Consider the following 25553-nt stretch of genomic DNA (forward strand, 5'->3'; position numbering starts at 1 on the left):
CGCGCGTCAGCAGTTCGTCGCGCTCTCTTCCCCGCACACGCGGGGGTGGTCCCTGGTCGCTCTGGAGGGCGGTCCGCTCACCCGACTCTTCCCCGCACACGCGGGGGTGGTCCACGACCCCTGGTCTTCGTCACCCTCGACGACGGCTCTTCCCCGCACACGCGGGGGTGGTCCGTTGTTCGTACGGCTGCCTTCCGTGCTCTTTCACTCTTCCCCGCACACGCGGGGGTGGTCCCACGTGGCGGATCATCGGCGACCGCGTCCGGGGCTCTTCCCCGCACACGCGGGGGTGGTCCCGCCAACTCGTGCGCGCCCAGCCCGCCGCGCGCCTCTTCCCCGCACACGCGGGGGTGGTCCGGTGGACACGGACCTCAGTCCTCGTGGGTGTAGCTCTTCCCCGCACACGCGGGGGTGGTCCCGGTGCGGGAGGGATGGTCATCGGCGGACCTTTCTCTTCCCCGCACACGCGGGGGTGGTCCCTCACGATGACGCCGTGGCGGGCAAGCCAGAGGCTCTTCCCCGCACACGCGGGGGTGGTCCGGACGCATGGGACATGGTGTTGGCCCTGCCGTGCTCTTCCCCGCACACGCGGGGGTGGTCCGCACGAACGCCTCTACATCGAGGTCTTCGGCGACTCTTCCCCGCACACGCGGGGGTGGTCCCCGGACATCACTGCTCTCGTCCATGCCCACTCCCTCTTCCCCGCACACGCGGGGGTGGTCCGCCGAGTACGGCACGTCCGGCGACGACGGGCCCCTCTTTCCCGCACACGCGGGGGTGGTCCCTCGTCGTTCTTCTCCGTCAGCACGGCCGCGTCCTCTTCCCCGCACACGCGGGGATGGCCCCTTCGACGTGGACGCGCTACCTGACCGGATGGCCTCTTCCCCGCGCACGCGGGGGCTCAGCGCACGCGGGGCTCAGGCCGTCACGCCGGGAACAGTTCCTTTGTCTTCGTCCCCCGACCGGTGCTCGGGGTTCTGGTCAACCGCCACTCGACCACCGCCAGGTTGATCACCCAGCCCGCTCCCAGCAGCAGGGCGCGGGTGGTTTCGTCGGGTGTGCCGAACGGGACGAGCCACAGGGCCGTGACCACGGCTTGGGTGCCCGCGCCGATTCCGATCGCGTAGCCGCGCATCATCCACGCCCGGTGCACCGCGAACTCGCGTCGTCGCACCGCGCGGAGGCCGAGCACCAGGGCCGCCACCATCGCCGTGCCGAACACCAGCCGGAACGCGTAGAGCAGCGGGCCGTCGCCCGGTGGTTCCGGGTAGAGCACCGTCATCCACAGGCCGGTCACCGCCGCGACGAGTCCGCACGGGACCAGGACCCGACCCGCGAGCCGGTGCCACGGCCGGCGGCGCAGGCTCGGCACGAACTGGAACGCCCCCAGCAGGCAGAACACCGTGGCGGTCACGATGTGCAGGACCACCGGCACGGGCATCGCGAAGAACCGGGCGTTCTCGGGGCGGACCGGTCCGCCGCCGGACAGCTCGGCCAGCCGCACGCTGCCCGCCACCACCGGCACCAGGCAGAGCGCGATCAGGCCGGCCGGCACCGGCCACTGCCGGGTTCGTCTTGTCATACGCCGATCGTGCGGGTCAGCGCCCTGCGGGTCATCGGTCTCCGGGCCTGGACCGACCTGTCCGGAGGTCCGGCTCCGGTCTCGTACTTCCGGCCGGGCGCGCGCCCGCGCGCACCCGGCGGGTCTCGTAGGCCCACATCGCGACCTCCACCCGGTTGCGCGCGCCGAGCTTGGTCATCAGGTTGGTGATGTGGGACTTGACCGTGCTGAGCGTGACGTGGAGCTCGTCGGCGATCTCGTTGTTGGTCCGCCCGCGCGCCACGGCCGCCAGCACCTGCTCCTCGCGGTCGGTCAGCGGGTCGATCGGCTGGACCGGCGGGGAGCCGCCCCCGTGCTCGGCGAAGTCGGCCAGCAGCCGCGCGGTGACGCTGGGCGCGATGAGGGCGTCGCCGTTCGCGGCGGCGTGCACGGCCTGCGCGAGCAGCTCCGCCCCGGCGTTCTTGAGCAGGAAGCCGCGCGCCCCGGCCCGCAGCGCCGCGTAGATGTGCTCGTCGTGGTCGAACGTGGTGATCACGACGACCGCGAGCGGGTCCGCGACGGTCGGCCCGGCGAGCAGGCGGGTGGCCTCGATGCCGTCGAGCTCGGGCATCCGGATGTCGAACAGGCACACGTCCGGGCGCAGCCTCCGGGCCAGGTCCACGGCCCGCCGCCCGTCCTCGGCCGTGCCGACCACGGTGATGCCGGGCTGGGCGTCGAGGATCATGGCCAGGCCGGTGCGGACGATCTCCTGGTCGTCGGCGACCAGCACCCTGATGTTCACCACACCCTCGCGATCCTCCGCAGCACCGGTGTTCACCGCGTCCCCGCCGTCCTGGGCAGCACGGCCGTGACCGTCCACCCCCGCTCCGGGTCCGGCCCGGCCGCGCAGGTGCCGCCGAGCAGGTCGGCGCGCTCGATCATGCCGGTCAGCCCGTACCCCGGCGGGCCGGTCGCGTGCGGCACGCCGTCGTCGTTCACCCGCAGCCGCACCGAGGTCGCGTCGACCTCCACCCGCACCGCGATCCGGGTCGCGTGCCGGGCGTGCCGCCGGGCGTTGGTGACCGCTTCCTGGGCCAGCCGGTAGACCGCCGCGTCGACCGGGGACGGCAGGTCGTCGGCGTCGCCGACCACCTCGACCTCGACCACGGGCCAGGTCCGCGACGCGAGCCGGCCGAGTTCGGCCACCCGGGGACCGGGGGTCGGGTCGAGCGGTTCCCGGCGCAGGATGCGGACCATGCCGCGCATCTCGTCCAGCGCGCGGGCCGCCTCGGCGTCGATCACCCGCAGCGCGTCGACCGCCGCCCCGGGGTGGGTCGGGGCCAGGGCGATGCCGGCCTGGGCGCGGATCGCCATCGCCGACACGTGGTGCGCGACGGTGTCGTGCAGGTCGCGCGCCAGCCGTTCCCGCTCCAGCAGCTTGACCTGGTCCAGCTCGCGGACCCGCTCCCGCGACCGGTACCGGACGGCCGCGCTCAGGGCGAGGGCCAGGGCGAGCACGAGCACGCCGGCCAGCGCGTCGGCGGGCGGCAGGTGGCCCAGCCCGGCGGACAGGCCCACCTTGCCCAGCATGAGCGCGGTCCCGAGCACCGCCTCCCGCCCGGAGCCCCACCGCAGCAGCGAGAAGGGCAGCAGCAGGAGGTACACCATCGCGCCCTGCTCGGGGAACTCCCGTCCCAGCACGACGGTCAGCGCGGCGGACGCGCCGAACGCCACCGCGACGGCCGGCAGCGGCCGGGACCGCCGCCACAGCAGGACCGGCGTCAACCCGACCGCCACCACCGGGGACAGCACGGGGTCGGGCAGCGGCCGGGTCAGCGCCTCGACCACGGCGACCAGCGCGAACGCGCCCACCAGCGCCCAGTCCCACCACAGCCGTGGTGGTCCGGGCGCGGGTCGCGGCTCCCGCCACACCGAGCGGAGGAGGGTGTGCACCGGCTCATGGTACGAGCCCGGCCGGCCCGCCGGATCAGCCGGAAGTACAGCTCCGCCGAGGTCAGGCCACCCGGTGGTCGACCGGTTCGGGGGTCGGCGCGGCGCGCCCGGCCCGGCCCAGGACGCGCAGGAGCATGCGCGGGCGCATCAGCGCACCGGGCGGCTCGACCAGGCCGGCCACCCGCATGAACGTCCGGGTGACCTCGCCGTCGCGCACCGCCGCGGCCTGCATCCGGTGGGTGTAGGCGGTGCCGATCCTCGTGGCCAGCGTCCGCTTCCCGACCACGCCCGGGAACCCGAGGTCGCCGCCCGCCGAGATGTCCCACGGCACGTCGATCACCGCCGCGACGTCCCGCTGGAACGCCAGGGGGTCCGGGGTGCCGCCCCGCGCCAGGTGGTCGCGCAGCGTCAACGCCTCCAGCGCGGCGACGGTCATGCCCTGCCCGTACACCGGGTTGAAGCTGCACGCGGCGTCGCCGAGCACGACGAAGTGGCCGGGCATCCGGTCCAGCGCCTCGAACCGGCGGCGCACGCTCGCCGGGTAGCGGAACGCCACCGGGTCGTCCAGCGCCCGCGCGTCCTTGATCACGTCGTAGACGTCCGGCACCGGCAGGGACCGGGCGAACGCCAGGTAGCCCTCCGGGTCGGTCGGGGCGCTGTCGCCCAGGACGCCGGTGAGCGACAGCATGCTGTCGCCGTTCTCCACGCGGGAGAAGAACGCGCCGCGCGGGTGGCTGGGCGTGGACACCGGGTTGATCGACAGGTCACCGCCGAGCACCGACTCGTCGGGCAGGCGGTAGCGGCGGGTGGTGTAGGTGAGGTCGATGCGGATCCGGTCCTCGGGCGGCGGGGCGTAGCCGATCCCGGCCAGCCACCGCGGGGTCCGGGTGGCCCGGCCGGTCGCGTCCACCACGAGGTCGGCGTCGACCGCCCGGTCCGCCTGCGGACCGGGTGCGCGCGGTGCGATCCGCACGCCGACGACCGTGCCGCGGTCCGGCGTGGTGACCAGGCCGAGGATGTCGTGCCGCTCGGCCAGCCCGACGTTCGGGATCGCCAGCACCCTGTTGCGCACCAGGTTCTCCAGCACCGGCCGGGCCGCCGACACGCACGTCAGCCCGGTCGACCTCGGTGCCAGCCGGCGGCCGTTGAAGAACCAGCGCAACTCGCCCAGGTCCCCGGTGGGCACCCCGGCGGCCACGGCCTCGGCGGTGAAGCCGGGGAACAGCTCGTCGAGGACCTGCTGGCCGCGCGCGAGCAGCCCGTGCACGTGCCGGCCCTGCGGCACGCCCTGCCGGGCGGTGGTCACCCCGCTCAGCCGGTCGCGGTCCACCACCAGCACCTCGTCGTAGTGGTCGGCCAGCACGCGGGCGGCCAGCAGCCCGGCCATGCTGCCGCCGAGCACCACCGCCCGCCGGGGGGATGCGGAAATCACGGCGTCTCCTCAGTTCCCGGCCGGGCGCAGGCGGACGGGCAGGGCCTGGTGGCCGTTCATGATGAACGTGGGCAGCGGCTCCAGCTCGGACGGGTCGACCGCGAGGGCCATGTCCGGGAACCGGCCGAACAGCGTGGACAGCCCGATCGTGGCCACCGAGCGGGCCACGCCCGCGCCGAGGCAGTAGTGCGGGCCGAGCCCGAAGGACAGGTGCTCCTTGTCCTCGCGGGACAGGTCGAACACGCCCGCGCGGTCCCCGTGCAGGCCCGGGTCGCGCCCGTAGGCGCTGTAGTTGACCAGGATCGCGTCGCCCTTCGGGATGGTCACCCCGTCGAGCTCGACGTCTTCCACCGCGTAGCGCAGCGGCAGGTTCGCCAGCGGCGACTGCACGCGCAGCGTCTCGTCGATCACGTCGTCCCAGGTCGCCTCGCCGGAGGTGACCAGCGCCCGCTGCCCGGGGTGGGCCAGCAGGGCGGTGATCGCGTTGTCGAAGAAGTTGATGGTGGTCTCGGAACCCGCGCCCAGGATGGCGAAGATGGTGTCGGTCAGCTCCTCCTCGGACAGCCGCGAGCCGTCCTCGTCGCGGGCCGCCACCAGGTCGCTGGTGATGTCGTCACCGGGGGAGCGGCGCTTCTCGGCGATCAGGTCGGCCATCGCGCCGCGCCAGCCCAGCAGCACGTCCTGGGCCTGCTCGGGCGTGACGGTCGTGTCGACCATCAGGTCGATCACCGTCGCGGTCTTGGCGCGGGCGTCCTCGGACATGCCGATCAGGTCGGCGACCAGCCGCGCGGGCAACGGGTAGGCGAAGCGCTCCCGCAGGTCCACCACCTCGCCGGGGGGCGTGCGCTCCAGCGCGTCCACCAGGTCGTCGGCGAGCCGCACGATCCACGGCCGGATCGCCTCGGTGCGCCGCGCGGTGAACGCCTTGCCCACCAACCGCCGCAGCCGGACGTGCTCCCTGCCGTGGGAGGTCACCATGTTGTCCATGGCGATCCAACTGATCATCTCCCAGTCCGGCGGGATCTCGCCGTCGATGAACGCGGGCCAGTGGTCGCGCGCGCTCTTGGTCACCCGGGGATCGGTCAGCACCGCGCGGATCGCCCGGTGCTCGTTGACCGCCCACGCGGGCACGCCGCCGGGCAGCACGACCCGCACCGCCGGGCCCTGCGCGCGCAACTCGTCGGACGAGGCGTGCAGGTCGCGGCCGGTCGGGTCGAGCACCGGGCAGCCGGTCGAGGGGGGCGCGGGCACCGGACACCCCCCGGTCGCGCTTCGGACAGCCGTGTTCTGGTCGCTCATCGGACCTCCCGGAAGAACGAGCGGACGTCGCCGGTGAACAGGTCGGGTTGCTCCAGGGCCGCGAAGTGGCCGCCGCGGTCGAACTCGGTCCACCGGACGATGGACGGGTGGTCGCGCTCGGCGAACGCGCGCACCGGCACGAACAGGTCGTGCGGGAACACCGCCACCCCGATCGGCACGGTCACCGGCGGCGGTGGCGCGCCGGAGGCCGCCGCGCGCACGGCGCTCGCGCCCTCGTAGTAGAACTGGGCCGAGGAGCCCGCCGTGCCGGTCAGCCAGTAGATCGACACGATGGCCAGCAGGGCGTCCCGGTCCACGGCGTCGGGCCCGCCGGTCCACTCGTGGAACTTCTCGGCGATCCAGGCGAGCTGGCCCACCGGCGAGTCGGCCAGCGCGTAGGCCAGGGTCCGGGGCCGGGTCGCCATCACCTTCATGTAGGCGGAGCGGTCGAGGTCGAACTCCCGGAGCAGGCCCAGCCGGCGGCGGCCCTCGTCGTCCAGCGCGGCGAGCTCGGCCGGGTCGCCGGAGGGGAACGCCATCAGCATGTTCACGTGCACGCCCACGACGTGCTCCGGGTACATCGCGCCCAGCGCCAGGGAGATCGGCGAGCCGGCGTCACCGCCCTGCACCCCGTAGCGCCGGTACCCCAGGCGGGTCATCAGCTCGTGCCAGGCGCGCGCGATGCGCGGCACGTCCCAGCCGGTGTCGGTGAGCGGGCGGGAGAAGCCGTAACCGGGGATGGACGGGATCACCAGGTGGAAGGCGTCCGCCGGGTCCCCGCCGTGCGCCTCGGGGTCGGACAGCGGACCGGCCACGCCGGTGAACTCCCGCACCGACCCGGGCCAGCCGTGGGTGACCAGCAGCGGCAGCGCGTCCGGGCGCGGCGAGCGGACGTGCAGGAAGTGCACCGGCGCGCCGTCGAGCCCGGTGACGAACTGGGGCAGCGCGTTGAGCCGCTCCTCCTCCGCCCGCCAGTCGAACCCGGTGCGCCAGTACTCGGCCAGCGCGCGCAGCTCGTCGACCGGCACGCCGCGCTCCCACCCGGCCCCGCCGGGCACGTCCGGCCACCGGGTGCGCGCGAGCCGCGCCCGCAGGTCGTCCAGGTCCTCCCGCGGAATGTCGATCGTGAACGGCCTCATCGCACCCTCGCTCTCCGGCCGGCCGACGCGCCGGGCGGTTCCGGCGAATTCCCGACCTGGTGAGCATCGGTCAGGGGAAACGGTCGACGCATCTCCCGGAGTGCGATCGGGCAATCCAGGCCGGTGCAGCGCACATTCGAAGAAGAATTCCGGGAAAGGCCTGCGCGAAGGTGCGCGGGACCCGGCGGGGGAGTATTACCGACCAGGAGGAAGGGCTTTTCGGGGAACCGCTACGCGGGCCACGTCTCCGGGAGGCCGAAGGACGCGTACAGGCCCGGGTCGGCGAACGTCACGACCTGGGTGATGTGCGTCCGGGTCAGCGTCAGCACCTGGAGGCAGGTGATGCGGTGCCGACCGCCGGGGGTCGTGCGGCGGTAGGTCGCGAACGCCGGCTGCCCGTTGGCCCGCGTCGGCAGCAGCCGGACGTCGCCCGGCCCGGCCGGGCACCGGGTCGCCAGGTGCCCGGCGATCGTCGCCGGACCCCGGAACCAGACCGGCTGCGGCGGCATCTGCCAGGTGGTGTCCGTCGTGAACAGCTCCACGAGGGCGGTGACGTCGTCATTCTCGAACGCGGTGACGTAGCGGTCGAGCAGCGCGCGCTGCTCGGCGGCCGGCGGCTCGGCGGTGTGCTCCCGCCGGGGCGAGACCTCCGCCAACTGCGCGCGGGCCCGCCGCAACGAGCTGTTCACCGCCGTCGCCGTGGTCTCCAGGACGTCGGCCACCTCGGCGGCCCGCCACCCCATCACATCGCGCAGGATCAGCACGGCGCGCGGGCGCGGCGGCAGGTGCTGGAGGGCGGCGACGAACGCCAGCCGGATGCCCTCCCGCGCGGTCACGACGCCCGCCGGGTCGTCCGGCAGGGGTTGCAGCCACGGCACGTCGTGCCGGGCCCGGCCGGGATCGGTGCAGTCGGCGGCGGGACCGCCCAGGTCCACCGGCAGCGGCCGGCGGGACCGGGTGTGCAGGGCGGTCAGGCAGGTCCGGGTGGCGATCCGGTACAGCCACGTGCGCAGCGACGAGAGGTGCTCGAAGCGCTCGTAGGCGCGCCACGCCCGCAGGTAGGTCTCCTGCACCAGGTCCTCGGCGTCCTGCGCCGAGCCCAGCATCCGGTAGCAGTGGGTGAGCAGTTCCCGGCGGTAGGGGTCGGTGAGCCGGGAGAAGTCCTCGTCCGTCGCGCCGCTGTGCACCGTGGTCATTGCGGCCCTCCCGCGTCGCCTGCCCCGATCGTAGTCCGACCGGGTGTCATCGGGTGGACACGCACCGCCACCCGCACCTGCCACCAGGCAAAACCGGATCGGCGGAGAACTGCCGCCGATCCGGCGACGACTTTCCGGCGCGGGCGTGGTCTGTACGGCGATGCCCGCCCAACGCGAGAGGACCCTCATGCACGACACGAACCGGGCAGGACGCCGGGAGTGGGCCGGCTTGGCGGTGCTCGCGCTGCCCACGCTGCTGCTGTCGATGGACATCAGCGTCCTGTACCTGGCCCTGCCGCACCTGAGCGCCGACCTGGGCGCGAGCGCCAACCAGCAGCTCTGGATCCTGGACATCTACTCGTTCCTGCTCGCCGGGTTCCTGGTCACCATGGGCAACCTCGGCGACCGGGTCGGCCGGCGCAGGCTCCTGCTGATCGGCGCGGGCATCTTCGCCGCCGCGTCGGTCGTCGCGGCGCTGTCGACCAGCGCGGAGATGCTGATCGCGACCCGGGCCCTGATGGGCGTCACCGGTGCCACGCTGATGCCGTCCACGCTGGCCCTGATCAGCAACATGTTCCACGACCCCAAGCAGCGCGGCACGGCCATCGCGATGTGGGCGAGCTGCATGATGGCCGGTGGCGCGCTCGGCCCCGTGGTCGGCGGCCTGCTGCTCCAGGGCTTCGGCTGGGGCGCGGTGTTCCTGATGGCGGTGCCGGTGCTGGCCGTGCTGCTGATCGCCGGACCGTTCGTGCTGCCCGAGTTCCGCAACCCCGCCCCCGGCCGGCTCGACCTGGTCAGCGTCGGCCTGTCGCTGGCCGCGATCCTGCCGGTGATCTGGGGCGTCAAGGAGATCGCCCGGCTGGGACCGGAGGTCGTGCCGCTGGTGGCGGTCGTGGTGGGCCTGGTCTTCGGGTGGCTGTTCGGGGCGCGGCAACGGCGGTTGGAGCACCCGCTGCTGGACCTCGGCCTGTTCGCGAGTCGCCCGTTCAGCGCCGCGCTGACCATCCTGCTCATCGCCAGCGCGACGCTGGGCGGCATCTTCCTGCTGGTCAGCCAGTACGTGCAGTTGGTGGAGGCGCTGTCCCCGGCGGAAGCGGGCCTGTGGCTGATGCCGGTGGGCCTGTCCATCGCGGTCGGCACCATGGTCGGGCCGAAGCTCGGGCGCAGGCTCAGCCCCGGCGTGGCCATCGCGTCCGGCCTGCTGGTCTCGGTCGTCGGGTTCGTGCTGCTGATGCTGATCGGCGAGTCCTCCGGGCTGCCGATGCTGCTCGCGGGCATCGTGATCCTCTACATCGGGGCCGGTCCCGCGATCGCGCTGGGCACGAACGCCGTGGTCGGGTCGGTGCGGCCGGAGAAGGCCGGTGCCGCCGCGTCGGTGTCGGAGACCAGCAACCAGCTCGGCGTGGCGCTGGGCATCGCGGCGTTCGGCGCGATCGGCGCGGCGGTCTACCGCGGCGCGGTGACCGTGCCCGCCGAGGTGACCGGCGACGCCCGGGACGTGGCGGGGGAGAGCCTGGCCGGTGCCGCGGCCGTCGCGCGGGACCTGTCCGGCGGCGTCGCCGACGAGGTGCTGCGCGCCGCGCACCAGGCGTTCATGAGCGCGCTGCACGTCGGCGCGGCGGTCGGCGGCGCGACCTTCGTGGTGCTGGCCGTGATCGCGCTGGTCTTCCTGCGCGGCAAGCCCGCCGAACAGGAGTCCGAACGCGCACTGGCGGACACTCCCGCCGAATAGCCGTTTCGCTCCGAATAAGACCGGGAAACCGGTGGACGAGGCGCGGTTGAATACGCAGCCGCGCACAGTGCGCGGGGTGGTCGTCACGGGTACGGTCGAATGCGATCGACCCCTGATGCGAAAACTCCGGCGAACTCCCCGGCGAGGTGCTCCCACCGCGTCGTGGCACAAGAGAGGACACCACGGTGACCGTGATCGTCGCTGGACATCTGACCATGGCCCCGGAAGACCGGGGCGATTTCCTGGAGGGGCACCGCCACATCGTGGAGGAGTCCCGCAAGGCACCCGGATGCCTCGACCTGTCGATCTCACCGGACCCCCTCGACCCGGGCCGGGTGAACATCTTCGAGTTCTGGGAGTCCCCCGAAAAGCTCGACGCCTGGCGGTCCGTCGCCCCGCCGCCGAAGTCCTCGGTGGAGATCGACGACGCGTCCATGCAGAAGCACGACGTCGCCAAGTCCGGTCCGCCGTTCGACGCCTGACCGGTTTCGCGGCGGTGCCCCCGACCACGCGGTCGGGGGCACCGCCGCGTTCACGCCTCGCGCAGCGCCTCGTCCACCGCCGTGCCGGGGGCGGTGACGACCAGCCGCAGCAGCCGGCGGTACGACGCCACCCACCGGTCGAGCGTGGCCGGGTCCAGCTCCGCGCGGTCGTAGCGGAAGTTGCCGAACGCGCCGTCGTGCTGGTCGACCTCCAGCGTCGCCAGCGTCCCGTCCGGGATGTCCGACCCCACCTCGTGGGACAGCGTGCGGTGGCGGATCTCGCCGTACTCCAAATCGCCCATCCGCCCGACGTTCGCCTCCGGGTACTGGAAGACCTGGAACGCGCACACCGTCACGGCCGGGTCGGCGAAGGTCTCCATCAGCCCCGGGGCCTCGCCCAGGACGAACGCGAACGGCACCTCGTGGCTCTGCGCCTCCAGGCAGGTCTGCCTGGTCTCGTCGAAGACGTCCCGCAACGTCCGGCACCGGGACAGGTCCGTGCGCAGCGGCACGAAGTTGAAGAACGGACCCACTGTGCGTTCGTAGTCGGGGTGGTTGCGGCCGAAGGTGATGGTCGGGACCACCACGTCGGTCTGCCCGGTCAACTGGTGGGCCAGCAGGTTGTGCGCGGTCATCGTGACGATGAACGCCGACGCCCGGTTGGTCCGGGCGAAGGCGAGCGCCCGCGCCACCAGGTCCGGCTCGACGGGGAACCGGTGCGCGGAGGTGACCCGCTTCGCCCCCGGCACCCGAGGGCGGTCCGACGGCAGGCCCAGCATCCGCGCACCGGCCAGCTTGGCGCGCCAGTAGGCGGTGGCGTCCGCCAGCACCGCCGGCGTCAGGTGCTCGCGGTGCCACGCCGCGTGCTCGCGGTACTGCGGCACCGGCGGCAAGTCCGGCTCCGCGCCCGAGGCCCGTGCGGGGTAGCACGCCACGACGTCCCGCATCAGCAGTTCCATCGACCACCCGTCGATGGCGACGTGGTGGGCGATCAGCCCGACCACCCAGTCGTCCTGGTCGAAGCGCCCCACCACGACCCGCAGGTGCGGCAGGTGCCGCACGGGCAGCTCCTCACCCTCCAGGCGGTTGAGGAACTCCTCGGCCGCCCGGTCCCGCCTCGCGGGCACCACGTCACCGAGCTCGTCCACCCGCACCTCGGGCGCGGTCGGGTCGTGGACCTCCTGGCGCGGCAGGCCCTCCGCGACGATGACCGTCCGCAGCGTCTCGTGACGGCCGACGACGTCGAGGAGCGCGGCGCGCAGCACGTCGACGTCGAGGCGTCCGAGCACCCGCCAGCCGCGCACGGTGTGGTAGCGGGGCCCGAACGGCCCGGCGGTCTCGTCCGTGCCGAACAGGCAGAGGAACTCCTGGGTGAACGACAGCGGCGCGGCGGTCTCCGGCGAGGCACTCATGCCGGCACTCCTCCCTGTGGTGAACGGGTTGTGGACGTCTCACGCCACCGGCGCGGCCCGCTCCTGGTCGATCTGCTCCGCGAGCATCGCGGGCGTCGGGTTGTCGTAGAAGGTCGCGATGGTCACCGAGACACCGGTCTTCCGCTCGATGCGCGCGATCATCCGGATGGCCTGCATGGACTGCCCGGACAGGTCGAAGAAGTCGTCGTCCACGCCGACCGCCCGCAGGCCGAGGGTCTCCGCGAACACCGCGCACAGGTACTCCTCGGTCTCCGTCCCCGGCACGCCGGAACCGTTCCGGCCGACCGGTTCCGGCAGCGCATGACGGTCGATCTTCCCGTTGGGGCTCAACGGGAGTTCCGCCAGCAGCACGAAAGCCGCCGGCACCAGGTAATCCGGTGCCCGCCCGGCCACGTGCTCCCGCAGCTCCTCGGCCGACACCTCGGCCGACGGCACCACGTACGCGACCAACCGCTTGTCGTCGGCCACCGCGCGGACCACGACCGCCACGTGCCGCACCGCCGGGTGCGCCGCCACCAGCGCCTCCACCTCGCCCGGCTCGACCCGGAACCCGCGCACCTTGATCTGGTCGTCGGCCCGGCCGAGCAGGTCGAGCCGCCCATCCGGCCGGTACCGCGCCAAGTCGCCCGTCCGGTACAGCCGGTCACCGCCCACGACCACGAACCGCTCGGCGGTCAGGTCGGGCTGCCCCAGGTAACCGCGCGCCAGCCCGCCACCCACGAAGATCTCGCCGACCTCACCGTCCCCGACCGGCCGCAAGCGGTCGTCCAGCAGGTGCACCCTCTTGTCCCGCAACGGTTTCCCGATGGGCACGCCGCTCTCCGGCCGGTACGGCGCGGCGATCGGCGCGTGGGTGACGAAAAGGCTGGTCTCGGTAGCGCCGTACATGACCCGCACCACCAGGTCGGGGCACGCCTCCAGCACCCGCGCCACGGCCGTCGGCGACACCACGTCCCCGCCGGTCATGACCTCGCGCAGCGGAGCGACCAGCCGAGGCGACTCCTCGGCCAGCACCCGGAACAACCCGGCGGTGATGTGCGCGACCGTGACCCGCTCGCGGGCGATCACCTCGCCCAGCGCGGCCAGGTCGAGGTCCGCGCCGGGGTACAGCACGATCTCACCGCCGTTGAGCAGGGGAACCCAGAGCTCGAAGGTCGACATGCTGAACGCGTACGGCGACACCATGAGCGTGCGCCGGCACACCTCGGGGTCCCACAGCGGATCGGACGCGAGCCCCACCACACCTTCATGCGTGACGGTGACCCCCTTGGGCTCCCCGGTGGAACCGGACGTGAACATCACGTACGCCGCCCGCCCCGGTTCCCCCTCCGCGCCCAGCTCGCCCACCTCGTCGACACCGGCACCCGAATCCTCGACCGGCACCACCCGGCACCGATCCGGCACACCACCCCGCGAGGACACCTCATCCACGACCAGCAACGGCCGCTCGAAACGATCGACCACCTGCTGACGTCGTCGCGCGGGGTAGGCGTGGTGCAGCGGCACGTAGAACGACCCGGCCTTCAGCACCGCGAGCGTCGCCACCACCAACTCCGGCGAGCGCTCCAGCAGCACCACCACCGGGCGTTCCGGACCCGCACCCAGCGCGACCAGACGTCGGGCCAGCCGGTCGGACCGCTCGTCCAACTCCCGGTAGGACGTCTTGACGCCGTCGAGGGACACCGCCGGCGCATCCGGTGTCCGGGTGGCCTGGGCGGTGAACCTTGCCTGGATGGAACGAAAGTCCATGACGGGGTTTCCAATCTGGGTCACCGGGTGGGGAGCCGTCTGCCCCCACCATCGCGCGCGGACGTGGGCGCGGGCATCTCCCCGCGTGCGTCACCCGCGCACTCAAGGAGTTGCGGCACCGGACGATCTGGTGTCGGGTCGGTCCAGGAGTACACGACGATGGAGGTGACGTGATGGCGCTGCCACCGGTGGTGTCCCGCGAGCAATGGGTAGACGCACGAAAAGAGCTGCTGCGCAAGGAAAAGGAACTGACCAAGGCGCGTGACGCGCTCAACGCCGAACGACGCGGCCTGCCCATGGTGCGCATCGACAAGGAGTACGCATTCGAAGGCCCGCAGGGACAAGCGAGCTTGACCGACCTGTTCGACGGGTGTCGGCAGCTCATCGTGAGCCACTTCATGTTCAACCCGGAATGGGACGAAGGCTGCCCTAGCTGCTCGGCAGGGGCCGACGAATCGTCCCCCGGCAGGCTGCGCCACCTCCGTGCCCGGGACACGGCTTTCGTCTACGTGTCACGCGCACCGCTGGCGAAACTGGAAGCGTACAAAGCGCGCCGAGGCTGGGAATTCCCTTGGTACTCCTCGTACGGCAGCGACTTCAACCACGACTTCCACGTCACCATGGACGACTCGGTACTGCCGGCGGAGTACAACTACAAGACCATCCCCGAGCACCGGGCAGACGGCAGCGGGTACTACTTCACCGGCGACCAGCCATCAGAGCAACCCGGCCTGAGCTGCTTCATCCGCGACGGTGGCGAGGTCTTCCACACCTACTCGGCCTACGGACGCGGAACGGAGATGAACCTGGGAGCCTACGCCTTCCTGGACCTGACCGCCCTGGGACGCCAAGAGACCTGGGAACACCCCACCAACCGCGCCCCGCACCCCCACCCAGCCGCCCCCACCTTCCACCCTTAAACCCACCCCACCCAACTCGCCTCCACCTCGTCACATCGACCCAATCGCGTCCTGTCATCCCCGTATGGCCCGCGCGCCAGCGAACCGCGCTTGGGTGGGTAGTGCAAGCACGCCTTCGCTTGCGCTACCCACCCAAGGGTGGTTGTCTCCGACCGGGCCATGCGGGGATGACACGACGCCCACCGCATCACCGCACGGCAACCGCCCAAGTGTCATCCTTGGCGGCTCGCCCGTCCGGCGAGGACGTTCTTATTCTTTAATATTTTCGCCACTCTCCACCCACCACACCCTTACACCCGCGAACCAGTGAAGAAGTCCGCCAACAGGGGAGCGACCGCCTCCGGCACCAGCAGGTGCGTGTGCCCCTCCATCGAGTGCCGACGCCCGTTCGGCAACACGTCCGCCAACGCCCGCACACCGTTGCGCGCCCACGGCAGGCTGTCCCCGCCGTCGATGACCAAGGTCGGCGTCCGCACCGACGACAGCCGCTCCACCGGCAACGAGCAGTCGCCCATCAGCGCGTCGTCGTACCGCAGCGTGGGCGCGAGGACTTCCAGTCCCACCCACATCGGTGAACTGCGGACTTGCGCGACCGCCTCGTCCGGCAGGTCCGCACACCCCTTCATGAACAGCTCCAGCGCATCGCCCCGCCGGTCCTCCGCGATGAACGACGACAACTGCGAGGAGTACCGCGGCGGCAGGCTGCGGTCCTCGGGGAGCGAGTAGGGCGGTTCGTACAACGCCAACGCGGCGAACTCGCGTCCCCGCGCGGCGGCCTCCAGCACCAGCGCGCCGCCGGAGCAGTTGCCGAACACGTACGGCGGCTCGCCGGTCTCCGCGAGCACCGCGTCCAAGTCCTCGATCTCGCGGTCCACCGAGTACGGCTGGACGTCGCCGCTGGCACCGCGCCCGCGCCGGTCGTAGGCGAACACGGTGAACCGGCCGGAGAGCAACACCCCCAACGGCTTCGTGGTCGCCAGGTCGTTCAACGCGCCCTCGATCAGCACCAGCGGCGGGCCTTCGCCGAACTGGTCCACGCTGATCGGCGTCCCGTCCTTCGAGGTGACTGTGTGCATTGCGGAGCTCCCGTGTCGTGTGTGGTCAGCCGTTGGCCATGTCGTCGCGGATGTGGGAGAGGTCGGTGATGGAGGTCAGGTCGGGCACGGTCCAGCCGTCGAGGTCGTACTCCGACAGGCACCGGTCCACGAACTCCTGGTAACCGGCCAGCTTCCCGGACGACACCTGGGCGTTGAGCAGTTCGATCCGGACGTTCTCGTGGTTCCCGGAGTAGTTGCGCTCGTAGAGCTCGTGCCGCCCGGCGAACTCCGTGCCCACCGTGTCCCAGAGCAGCTTCATCACCTTGGAGCGATCCACGGCCTCGACCCCGTTCGAGCCGCGCAGGTACTTGTCCAGGTACGGCCGCAGGTCCTCGTTCTTGAAGTCGTCCGCGCTGGAGTTGACGTAGATCAACCCGCTGGCCACGTCCTGGAGCACGATCTCCCGCACCCGCGAGTACCCGAGCTGCATGAACCAGCGGTAGGCCATGCCGTAGTCCGGGTTGGGCAGCAACGCGCCGTTGCGCCACGGCAGGGGGTTGCGGGCGGACGCGTCGGACAGGCCCCAGAACAGGTTCCGCCAGGCCAGCACCTCGCCCAGCCGGGTCTCGATGCCGCGGAACTCGCGGGACCCGGTGATCTCCAGCGCCTTGGCCAGCAGCCCGGCGATGAACTCCAGCTTCACCGCGAGGCGGATGCAGCCGTGGAACGTGGTGCGCTCGTTGAACCCCGACTGCCCGGTGAACGCCTGGACCTTCCCGATGTTGCCGTAGATGAAGACGTTCTCCCACGGGATCAACACCTTGTCCAGCACCAGGATCGTGTCGTTCTCGTCCAGCCGCGAGGACAGCGGGTAGTCGAAGGGCCGACCGGTCACCGCGGCGTTCGCGCTGTAGGAGTTGCGGCAGATGAGCTTCACGCCGTGCGCGTTCATCGGGACCGTGGCCACCAGCGCGAACCGCTTGTCTTTGATCGGCAGTCCCCAGTGCGCCACGAAGTTGTAGTGGGTCAGCGCCGACCCGGTCGCGACCACCTTCGCGCCGCTGACCACCAGGCCGGCGTCGGTCTCCTTCTCCACGTGGATGAACACGTCCGAGACCTCGTCGGCGGGCCGGTTCCGGTCCACCGGCGGGTGCACGATCGCGTGGTTCCAGAACAGCACCTTCTCCTGCGACTCCCGGTACCACCGCCGGGCGTTGTCCTCGAACGGCGCGTAGAAGTCCGCGTTCGCGCCGAGCGTGCCGAGGAACGACGCCTTGTAGTCCGGGCTGCGGCCCATCCAGCCGTAACTCAGCCTCGCCCACTCGGCGATCGCGCGCTGGTCCGCCACCAGGTCGTCCACGCTGCGCGGCGTCGTGAAGAACGGGTGCGTGTACCCGTCGCTGCCGGTGTCGGTCGGCTTGGTCAGCACGCCCCGCATCGCCGGGTCGTGCAGGGCGTCGTAGAGCCGGGCGGTCATCCGTGCCGGGTTGCGGAACGCCGCGTGCTCGGTGACGTCCTTGACGCGGTCCCCGTACAGGTAGATCTCCCGGCCGTCGCGCAGGCCGGCCAGGTACTCGTCGCCGGTGAGCGGGCGGGTCTCCCGCGCAGGTTGCTCAGCCACAGCTCTCGATCCCTTCCCTCACGCCCGGACTCGGCCCGAACCTCGCGGCCCGGACTTCTCAGCCGGAACCTCGCAGCCCGGACTTCGCCCGACGTCACACTTGTCACGACCGGACCGGCACCGCCGGCTCAGGCGTCGTACTCGTCGTGGTAGCGGACCCAGTCGTGCTTGAACCCCAGCCCTTCCTCCTGACGCCCCAACGGGGTCAGGTCCAGGTAGTGGTAGGTGGAGTTCAACATCTCGCCGCCGGTGATCAACGTCGAGTAGGTCCGGTGGATCCGGTCCTCGTCGTCCCGGATGTACACGCTCACGCCGGGCTGGATCCGCTCGCCGTCGTCGAAGTCGACGAAGTGGTCCTCGTAGAACGTCGTGCCGTGGGACGACACCCACGGGACTTCCCAGCCCATCCGCTTCTTGAACGCCAGACCCTCTGCCAGCGGCACCGGGCAGTCCACCGCGAAGCTGGTGTCACGCGCCCGCAGGTGCGCCAGGTGCCCGATGTTGTCGATCCAGAACGCGCACGACGTGCAGAACTTCCCGGTCTCCACGGGAACCATGTAGTGGTACAGGATCAACTGCCGCCTGCCGTCGAACAGGTCGATCAGCCGCCGCTTCCCGTGCTCGGAGTCGAACGTGGCGTCGTCCTCCACCAGGACCCCGGGCAGGGCGCGGCGCTGCTCGCTCACCTCGTCCCGCAGCCGGATCAGCTCGGCTTCCCGTTCGTACAGCTCCCTGCGCGCGGCGGCCCACTCCTGCCGGGTCACCGACTTGATCACCGTCATGCCCTCTCCTCTCCACTGCTCCGAACTCTCCGCTGCTCCGAATTCACCGCTTCACCGTTTCACCGCGACGGTCATCCCATCGGCCAGTGGCAGCACGGCGTAGTCGACGCGATCGTCGTTCCGCACCCGCTCGTTGAAGGCGCGCACCGCTTCCGTCTCCGAATCCGTCGCGTCCGGATCGGCCACCGCGCCGTGCCACAGCACGTTGTCGACCACGATCACGCCGCCCGGTCGCAGCAGGGCCAGCGCACCGTCGAAGTAGTCGGCGTAACCCTCCTTGTTCGCGTCGATGAACGCGAAGTCGAACGACCCGGCCGCGCCGTCCTCGGCGAGCAGCGCGGCGAGCGTGTCGCGGGCGTCGCCGACACGCAGGTCGACCTGGTGCGCCACGCCCGCCCGCCGGCAGTGCGCCATCGCCAGCGACGTCCACTCCTCGCTGATGTCCAGCGCGACGACCTGCCCGTCCGGCGGCAGTGCGAGCACCGTCGCCAGGAGGCTGTAGCCGGTGAACACGCCGACCTCCAACGTCCGGCGCGCGCCCACGGCCTTGATCAGCGTGGCCAGGAAACGGGCTTCCTGCGGCGGCACCTGCATCATGCCCGCTCCGAGGTAGCCGGCTTCCTCGCGCACCGCGCGCAGCGGACCCGGCTCGGGCGGCGATATCCCGGTGACGTAGTCGTGCAACGCCTCCGTCATGGTCAGTTCCAGTCTCATCGATCCCACCCGCTGTCCTGGTCGAAGGTGGACCGGCTCCGCGCCGCCCCGGCCCGCAACAGCTCCACCAGGTGATCGGCGATGGCCGTGACCGTGGGTCGCTGCCACAGCAGGACCGCCGGCAGGTCGTACCCGAAACGCTTCTCCAGCCGCTTGCGGACCATCACGCCCATCACCGAGTCCAACCCTTGGTCCACCAACGGCCGGCGGTGGTCGAGGCCGCTCTCGGCGAGTCTCATCTCGGCGGCGATCTGCGCGCCGACCTCGTGGAGCACGTGCTCCCGGAGCTGCTCCGGCACGACCTCGGCATCTCGCGCATCGCCTGGTCCCGACTCGGCAACGGGGGAGCGGAGAGGCTCTGGGAGGTCGTCCGCGTCCTGGACCACGACGGTGAATCCGGGCCCGTCCCAGGCTGCCAACGCCTCTTCAGGCGTGACACCCAGCCACGTCAAGACTGTCGTGTCACCGCCACGAAACTCGGCGAGCCCTTCGTGCCCAGCGCCAGTGACCGCCGCTTCGACGTCCGCAGGCAGGAAGAACGCGTTACCCGGGACGCACAGAACCAGAAAGTCCAGACTACCCGGCGGATAAAGGGAATGCAGACAAGACGCATCCCGTTCCTCCCCATGCACAATTCCCAAGACCGGTGGCAGATCGTCGAACACCTGGGCGCTCTCCACGACCCGCACGGTGACGCCCTGCTCCTCACACCACCGGATCACGTCGACCCGCCGCCGCAGAGCAGCGTCCTCCACCTCATCCCACACCCGACGCGGTGGAAGGACATCGTTCCCCACCAATACAATTCTCCGCGCACCACGGGACACCAGTTCCCGCGTCGCAGCCAGTCCCACTTCCCCGAGCCCGCCGGTGACCAGGTAGGTGCTCTCTGCCCGGCAAGACACCGGCGTGCGGTGAATTGCCGACTCCAACCGAGGCACAGCCGCCGAGCCAGCCCGTAGGACGACCACCGCGTCGGGCAGGTCTTCGCCCAGCAACGACACTGCCAGCGGAACCCAAGACGTGCCCGGGTCGACATCCACGACCGTCACAGGTTGGTCCACGTGAAGCGCACGCGCCACACCCCACAACGAAGTCTGCGCCAGCCGCCCCTCGTCGGCGCACTCCCGCACCCCCGCCGTCACGCACCACACCCGCGCGACCGCCTCACCTCCCACGACCGCAGCAGCAGCCGCGTCCGTCAGCAGGGCAGGGTCGGCCAGTTCCACATCACCTATGACCACGACATCGGTAACCGCGTCGAGCGGGTCGAGCTCGATCAGTCGATCCACAGCGTGCCAGGGGATTCCAGCGGCGGTCAGCCCGTCGCCCATGGCGTTGCGCAACGCCTGCAACGGCCCAACCACCACCACCCGCAAACCGCCTTCGACACCCCGACCGCCCTGCATCTCCGGACCGTCACAGGCAACCGGCAGGTCCAACGGCTTCCAGACGAACCGATGCACCGACCGACCCGCCCGCCCGATCACCGGATACCGCAGCCCAGTCGCATAGGCGGCCACCACGCCACCCGCCGACACCACCACGTCCACGGTGTCGGGTCCGGCCGGAGTCACCTCCACGGTGAACGCCGAGGGCGGCCCACCGACGACCTCCAGCCGGTCGACGCGGACCGCCATCCGCAACTCCGGCTCACCCTCGAACGCGGCCGGCGCGAGAGTCATCACCGCGTCCACCACCGGTGCCCAGGTCGAACCCGGAGCCGTCACCACGTCAGCCCGCAGCCGACCTCGGCCGACGGCCAGGCGCTCGATCGTCCAGTCGAACCCGGTGGAGGGCACGCCGACAGCGGTGAGCCTGCGCCGCACGAAATCGGTGTCCACGGAGTCCAGCGCGGTGCTGCCAGGGATCGGGGGGACCGGCCGCGTGGACGAGGCCTCAGCCTCGGCGTGCACGGTCCACTCTCCCTCGGTACCGCCTTCACCCTGACCCGCTTCACCCTGACCCGCTTCGATCCGGGAGGCCAGCCGCAACCGTCCGCCCTCCCGCACTACTTGGACCTCACGGCGTTGCGCGGTCAACAAGGGCCGCCGCATCACCAGGTCGACGAGCACGCCACCGCCCCCGGCGTCCAGGAACGTCTGCGCCAGCACCGCCGCCGGCACGAGTTCCGTGCCACTCACGGTGTGACTGCCCGGGTAGGGGCGGTTGGTGTCGTCCAGCGAGGTCCGCCACGCCGTCACGGCACTGCCCGCCACGGCGGTCCGTGCGCCGAGCAACGTGTGCGCGGTGACGTCGTGGCCACGCGTGCCCGTCACGGGCTCTGGGGTGCGCCAGTGGTCGCGGTGCTGCCACGCCACCGTCGGCAGGGTGACCAGGTGACCCGACGGGTGGAGCCGCGCCCAGTCGACCCGCACGCCGTGGCAGTGCGCCTGGCCCAGCGATGACAGGAACTCCCGCTGTTCGGGGCGGTCCCGGCGCAACGTCCACCCGACCGCCGTGTCGTCGTCCAAGTCGGCCAGGCACTCGACGACGGAATGGGCGACGACCGGGTGCGCGGAGATTTCGAGGAACGCCCGGTACCCGTCCGCCGCCGCCGCCGACACCGCTGCGGCCAGGCGCACGGGTTCGCGCAGGTTCCGCACCCAGTAGTCGGCGTCCAGCGCGACCCGCGAGCGGGGGTCGGCCACCGCCGTACGGTACACCGGGATGGCCGGCTCGCGGGGCAGGACGTCCACCGCTTTGAGGTCCGCGAGCAGCGGTTCCATCTGCGGGCTGTGGAAGGCCACGTCCGACGCGATCTCGCGCACCAGGGCGTCACCGCACCGCGTGAGGAAGTCCGCCACGGCGGCGGGCTCGCCCGACACCACCGTGGTCGACGGCGAAGGGATGATCGCGACCACCACGTCACCACGTCCCGCCAACCGGCGCGTCACCTCGTCGGAATCCAGGCCCACCAGCGCCATTGCGCCCCGGCCCGCGACCCGTCGCAACAGCAGCGACCGGCGGCAGACCAACCGCGCGCCGTCGAGCGGGTCGAGTCCGCCGCACGCGACCGCCGCCGCGATCTCGCCCACGGAGTGCCCGATCACGGCGGCGGGCGTCACGCCGTAGGACCGCCAGACCGAGGTGAGGCCCAGTTGTACCGTGAAGATCAACGCCTGCGTGCGGGCCACGTCGCCGAGGTCGCCATCCCGCAACGCCTTCCGGGGCGAGAACCCCATCTCACGCCGGTACACCGGCTCGACCTCGTCCAGCGCCGCGCCGAACGCGGGCTCGGCCTCCAGCAGCTCCCGTCCCATCCCGGGCCACTGCGAACCGTGCCCGGAGAACACGAACACGGGTCCCGGCCCGTTCACCGGACGCCCGACGGTCACCCCGTCCACGGCCTGGCCGTTGGCCAGCACCCGCAGTCGGGCACGCAGGTCGTCCGGTCCGGTCGCGGGCACGACCGCGCGATGTGCCAGGTGCGACCGGCGCAACGCCAGGGTGTGACCCACCGACGTCAACGGCACACCGTCCGCCAACCTCCGTTCCAACCGCCCGGCACCCGCCGCCAGCGCCTCGGCCGAGGCCGCCGACACCGGGTAGACCCGCAGTCCACCCCGCTCGGCGAACCGCGATCCCCCCGATTCGCGCACCCCCGACCCAACCCACGTCCCAGCCCCCGGACCCACCCCCGGCGCATCCTCGGGTGCCTGCTCCAGCACGACGTGCGCGATCGCCCCGCCGTACCCGAACCCGGACACCGCCGCCCGACGCGGGTGGCCGGTCCACGGCTCGGCCTCCGTCGCCACGCGCAGTCCGTTGTCCTCCCACGGGATGTCGGGGTTGAGCCGGCGCAGCACCCCGGGCGGTACCACTCCGCGTTCCAGCGCGAGCACCGCTTTCACCACGCTCGCCACGCCGGCCGCGCCTTCGAGGTGGCCGATGTTGCCCTTGACCGAGCCGATCGGGCACGGCTCGTCCCGGCCGTAGACCGCGCTCAACGCCGCCACCTCGGCCGGGTCGCCCAGCCGCGTGCCGGTGCCGTGCGCCTCCACGAATCCCACGGTCGTCGGGTCGATGCCGGCGTTCGCGCAGGCCCGGCGCATGACGTGCTCCTGCGCCGGTCCGGACGGGGCCATGATGCCCTCGGTGCGGCCGTCCTGGCTCACCGCGCTGCCCCGCACCACGGCCAGCACCCGGTCGCCCGCGCGCCGCGCGTCGGACAGCCGCCGCAGCACCAGGACACCGCAGCCCTCACCGCGCCCGTAGCCGTCCGCGTCGGCGTCGAACGGCTTGCTGCGGCCGTCCGGGGACAGCGCGCCCGCCGCGTCGAGCGACAGCGTCTCGCCCGGTGACAAGATCAGGTTCACCCCGCCCGCCAGCGCGGTCGAGCAGTCGCCCGCCCGCAGGCCCTGGCAGGCCAGGTGCAACGACACCAGCGACGCGGAGCAGGCGGTGTCCACGGCCAGGCTCGGGCCGCGCAGGTCCAGCGCGTGGGCGATCCGGTCGGCCAGCGCGCACGTCGCCGCGCCGATCCCGGTCCACGCCTCGATGCCGGGCAGGTCCTCCAGCAGCCGGCGGCCGTAGTCGGCCGTGCAGAAGCCGATGTACACGCCGGTCTCGGTGCCCGCCAGCGAGTGCGGCGGCACGCCCGCGTGCTCCAACGCCTCCCACGCCGTCTCCAGCAGGATGCGCTGCTGCGGGTCCATCAGCTCGGCCTCGCGGCCGGACAGGCCGAAGAACGCCGCGTCGAAACCGGCCACGTCGTCCAGGAAGCTGCCACGGGAGGTGACGTGGCGCAACGCGGCCTCGTGCGCCGGGCTCAGGTCGCGGTACCAGTCCCAGCGCTCGGTGGGCGCGGGTCCGGACGTGTCGCGGCCCGCCACGACGAGGTCCCAGAACGCCTCCGGTGTCCCGACCCCGCCGGGGAAGCGGCACCCGACGCCGACCACCGCGATGGGCTCGGTCATGACCACCCCCCACCGGACGCCGACCCCACGACGTGCTCCACGACGTGCCACCATCCACTGTGGACAAAAAGGCATGCGGTGACGACTCCGGGCACGCGCCCGCTCTGGGAATCCACGGTCCTGGCGGCTCCTTCCGGGTGTCGTCGCACCACCGGAATGCTTCCAGCCCGCCGCCCGCCCGCGCATCTCCCAGCGTGCGCGGAATTCGACCGCAGGACCGCAAATACGGAGGTGCCACGGGTCGTGCGACGCGGAAGGGTGGGTGGAGGGATCGACGTCGCGCGGATTCGAGACGCACCGAAGGAGTCCCGATGGACCTGGAGTACAACCCCCTGGACTATGACGTGCAGGAGGACCCCTACCCCTACTACGCCCGGCTGCGGGCGGAAGCGCCGGTGTACTACAACGACAAACTGGACTTCTACGCGCTGTCCCGGCACGCCGACGTCGCGCCCGCGCTGCGCGACTCCGCGTCGTTCTCCAACGAGAACGGGCCGCTGATGGAACGCGAGTACTGGAAGCCGGATTCGGCCCGGCACCACTCCATCGTCGCGATGGACCCGCCGGACCACGCGCACTGGCGTCGGCTGATCTCCGGCAGCTTCTCACCGCGCGCCATCGGCCGGCTGGAGGTCCAGATCCGGGAACTCGCCCGGGAAGCCGTGGAGGCCGCCGTCGAGCGCGGCACGTTCGACGTGATGCGGGACGTGATCTACCCGATCCCGATGGACGCGCTGGGCATCATCGTCGGCGTGCCGCGCGCGGACCGGCCCGAGGTGCAGCGGTTGCTGGAGGGCACCGTGCACCGCGAGGACGGCGCGACCACCATCGGCCCGGCGCAGATGCAGGCGTTCCAGGAGCTCAGCGGGTACTACGCGGGCCTGGTGGAGGAACGCCGCAAGCAGCCCGCCGACGACCTGATCTCGGACCTGCTGGCCTCCGAGATCGACGGCGAACCGCTGGAGACGCAGGACGTCCTGGCGTTCCTGCACCTGCTCGGCGGGGCCAGCACGGTGACCACCATCGACCTGATCGGCAACGCGTGGTACTGGGCGTGGCGCAACCCCGAGCAGCGGCAAGCCGCGCTCGGCGGCGACGTCAACGGCTGGATCGAGGAGAGCCTGAGGTACGACTCACCGGTCCAGATGGTGATCCGCAAGTCCAAGGTCGACCTGTCCCTGCACGGCGTGGACATCCCGGCCGGGTCGCAGGTGCTCATGCTGATGGGGTCGGCGAACCGGGACTCGACGGTGTTCCCCGACGCGGACGAGTTCGACCTGACCCGGGACGCGAGCCAGCTCCTGAGCTTCAGCCGGGGCCCGCACCTGTGCCTGGGCAACCTGATGGCCCGCCGGGTGGCGCGGATCGTGCTGGAGGAGCTGGTCAACCGGGTCGCGGACTACGACCTCGACGTGGACGGCCTGGTGCGCGTGCACCGGAGCACGGTGCGCGGCTTCCGCCGCATGCCCACCGTGGTCACCCTCCGCTGAGCGCGCACGCCTCCACCGCGTCGAACGCCGGCGGTGCACCTCCACCGGGATCGAACGCCGGTGCGGCCCGAGCGGATTCCGCTCGGGCCGCACCGGCGCTTCACGTCGCACCCGA

General features: G+C 71.9%; 18 protein-coding genes and 1 CRISPR repeat array (1 of these 19 running past the window's edge). Of the genes, 4 read left to right on the forward strand and 14 right to left on the reverse strand.

Going from position 1 to position 25553, the window contains the following annotated elements; genetic code table 11:
• Positions 1 to 906: direct repeats of the CRISPR family, unit length 28 nt; unit sequence CTCTTCCCCGCACACGCGGGGGTGGTCC; it begins 466 nt to the left of the window's first position.
• A gap of 19 nt (positions 907 to 925) precedes the next feature.
• The 7 genes from AB0G01_RS24815 to AB0G01_RS24845 form a co-directional block, all read right to left on the reverse strand.
• Complete coding sequence (locus AB0G01_RS24815; RefSeq protein WP_360949396.1) at positions 926 to 1582, reverse strand: DUF2306 domain-containing protein; 657 nt, start codon at positions 1580 to 1582, stop codon at positions 926 to 928.
• Positions 1583 to 1613: 31 nt separating this feature from the next.
• A complete protein-coding gene (locus AB0G01_RS24820) occupies positions 1614 to 2342 on the reverse strand; it encodes a response regulator transcription factor (protein WP_360949731.1) in 729 nt (242 codons plus the stop codon).
• A gap of 32 nt (positions 2343 to 2374) precedes the next feature.
• Positions 2375 to 3493, reverse strand: coding sequence for a histidine kinase (locus AB0G01_RS24825; RefSeq protein ID WP_360949398.1), 1119 nt, complete (start codon positions 3491 to 3493; stop codon positions 2375 to 2377).
• A gap of 61 nt (positions 3494 to 3554) precedes the next feature.
• On the reverse strand, positions 3555 to 4925 hold the full coding sequence (locus tag AB0G01_RS24830; RefSeq protein WP_360949400.1) for an FAD-binding monooxygenase: 1371 nt from the start codon (positions 4923 to 4925) through the stop codon (positions 3555 to 3557).
• 9 nt (positions 4926 to 4934) lie between these two features.
• On the reverse strand, positions 4935 to 6176 hold the full coding sequence (locus tag AB0G01_RS24835; protein WP_360949402.1) for a cytochrome P450: 1242 nt from the start codon (positions 6174 to 6176) through the stop codon (positions 4935 to 4937).
• 44 nt (positions 6177 to 6220) lie between these two features.
• Positions 6221 to 7363: an epoxide hydrolase family protein gene (locus AB0G01_RS24840; protein ID WP_360949404.1), complete on the reverse strand. Its 1143-nt coding sequence runs from the start codon at positions 7361 to 7363 to the stop codon at positions 6221 to 6223.
• A 230-nt stretch (positions 7364 to 7593) separates the two neighbouring features.
• Complete coding sequence (locus AB0G01_RS24845; protein WP_360949406.1) at positions 7594 to 8559, reverse strand: sigma-70 family RNA polymerase sigma factor; 966 nt, start codon at positions 8557 to 8559, stop codon at positions 7594 to 7596.
• A gap of 187 nt (positions 8560 to 8746) precedes the next feature.
• On the opposite strand from AB0G01_RS24845, the gene AB0G01_RS24850 reads away from it, so the two are divergent.
• Both AB0G01_RS24850 and AB0G01_RS24855 read left to right on the forward strand, forming a co-directional pair.
• Positions 8747 to 10291, forward strand: a complete 1545-nt coding sequence (locus AB0G01_RS24850) for an MFS transporter (protein WP_360949408.1) — start codon at positions 8747 to 8749, stop codon at positions 10289 to 10291.
• A gap of 185 nt (positions 10292 to 10476) precedes the next feature.
• Positions 10477 to 10773: an antibiotic biosynthesis monooxygenase family protein gene (locus AB0G01_RS24855; RefSeq protein WP_360949410.1), complete on the forward strand. Its 297-nt coding sequence runs from the start codon at positions 10477 to 10479 to the stop codon at positions 10771 to 10773.
• Positions 10774 to 10823: 50 nt separating this feature from the next.
• Here AB0G01_RS24855 and AB0G01_RS24860 read toward each other — a convergent pair whose 3' ends face one another.
• Together AB0G01_RS24860 and AB0G01_RS24865 are read right to left on the reverse strand one after the other, a co-directional pair.
• On the reverse strand, positions 10824 to 12185 hold the full coding sequence (locus tag AB0G01_RS24860) for a condensation domain-containing protein (protein ID WP_360949412.1): 1362 nt from the start codon (positions 12183 to 12185) through the stop codon (positions 10824 to 10826).
• A gap of 39 nt (positions 12186 to 12224) precedes the next feature.
• Entirely contained in the window at positions 12225 to 13955 is a 1731-nt protein-coding gene (locus AB0G01_RS24865) for a non-ribosomal peptide synthetase (protein WP_360949414.1), read from the reverse strand.
• A 173-nt stretch (positions 13956 to 14128) separates the two neighbouring features.
• Here AB0G01_RS24865 and AB0G01_RS24870 point away from each other — a divergent pair, with 173 nt between their 5' ends.
• On the forward strand, positions 14129 to 14875 hold the full coding sequence (locus AB0G01_RS24870) for a DUF899 domain-containing protein (protein WP_360949416.1): 747 nt from the start codon (positions 14129 to 14131) through the stop codon (positions 14873 to 14875).
• 290 nt (positions 14876 to 15165) lie between these two features.
• On the opposite strand, the gene AB0G01_RS24875 is transcribed toward AB0G01_RS24870, so the two are convergent.
• The 5 genes from AB0G01_RS24875 to AB0G01_RS24895 form a co-directional block, all read right to left on the reverse strand.
• Positions 15166 to 15951: an alpha/beta hydrolase gene (locus AB0G01_RS24875; RefSeq protein WP_360949418.1), complete on the reverse strand. Its 786-nt coding sequence runs from the start codon at positions 15949 to 15951 to the stop codon at positions 15166 to 15168.
• 25 nt (positions 15952 to 15976) lie between these two features.
• Positions 15977 to 17533, reverse strand: a complete 1557-nt coding sequence (locus AB0G01_RS24880) for a 4-hydroxyphenylacetate 3-hydroxylase N-terminal domain-containing protein (RefSeq protein WP_360949420.1) — start codon at positions 17531 to 17533, stop codon at positions 15977 to 15979.
• A 128-nt stretch (positions 17534 to 17661) separates the two neighbouring features.
• The gene (locus AB0G01_RS24885) at positions 17662 to 18315 is read right to left on the reverse strand and encodes a DUF899 family protein (protein WP_360949422.1); all 654 of its coding nucleotides are present in this window, start codon (positions 18313 to 18315) and stop codon (positions 17662 to 17664) included.
• 51 nt (positions 18316 to 18366) lie between these two features.
• The gene (locus AB0G01_RS24890) at positions 18367 to 19029 is read right to left on the reverse strand and encodes a class I SAM-dependent methyltransferase (protein WP_360949424.1); all 663 of its coding nucleotides are present in this window, start codon (positions 19027 to 19029) and stop codon (positions 18367 to 18369) included.
• Positions 19026 to 23948 carry a beta-ketoacyl synthase N-terminal-like domain-containing protein gene (locus tag AB0G01_RS24895; RefSeq protein WP_360949426.1) on the reverse strand — a complete coding sequence of 1641 codons (4923 nt, stop codon included), beginning with the start codon at positions 23946 to 23948 and terminating at the stop codon, positions 19026 to 19028. The genes AB0G01_RS24890 and AB0G01_RS24895 overlap by 4 nt, the downstream gene beginning before the upstream one ends.
• Before the next feature lie 311 nt (positions 23949 to 24259).
• Here AB0G01_RS24895 and AB0G01_RS24900 point away from each other — a divergent pair, with 311 nt between their 5' ends.
• A complete protein-coding gene (locus tag AB0G01_RS24900) occupies positions 24260 to 25438 on the forward strand; it encodes a cytochrome P450 (protein ID WP_360949428.1) in 1179 nt (392 codons plus the stop codon).
• Positions 25439 to 25553: the final 115 nt, after the last annotated feature.

Source organism: Actinosynnema sp. NPDC023587 (genome assembly GCF_040640215.1).
In the GTDB taxonomy this organism is placed as follows: domain Bacteria; phylum Actinomycetota; class Actinomycetes; order Mycobacteriales; family Pseudonocardiaceae; genus Actinosynnema.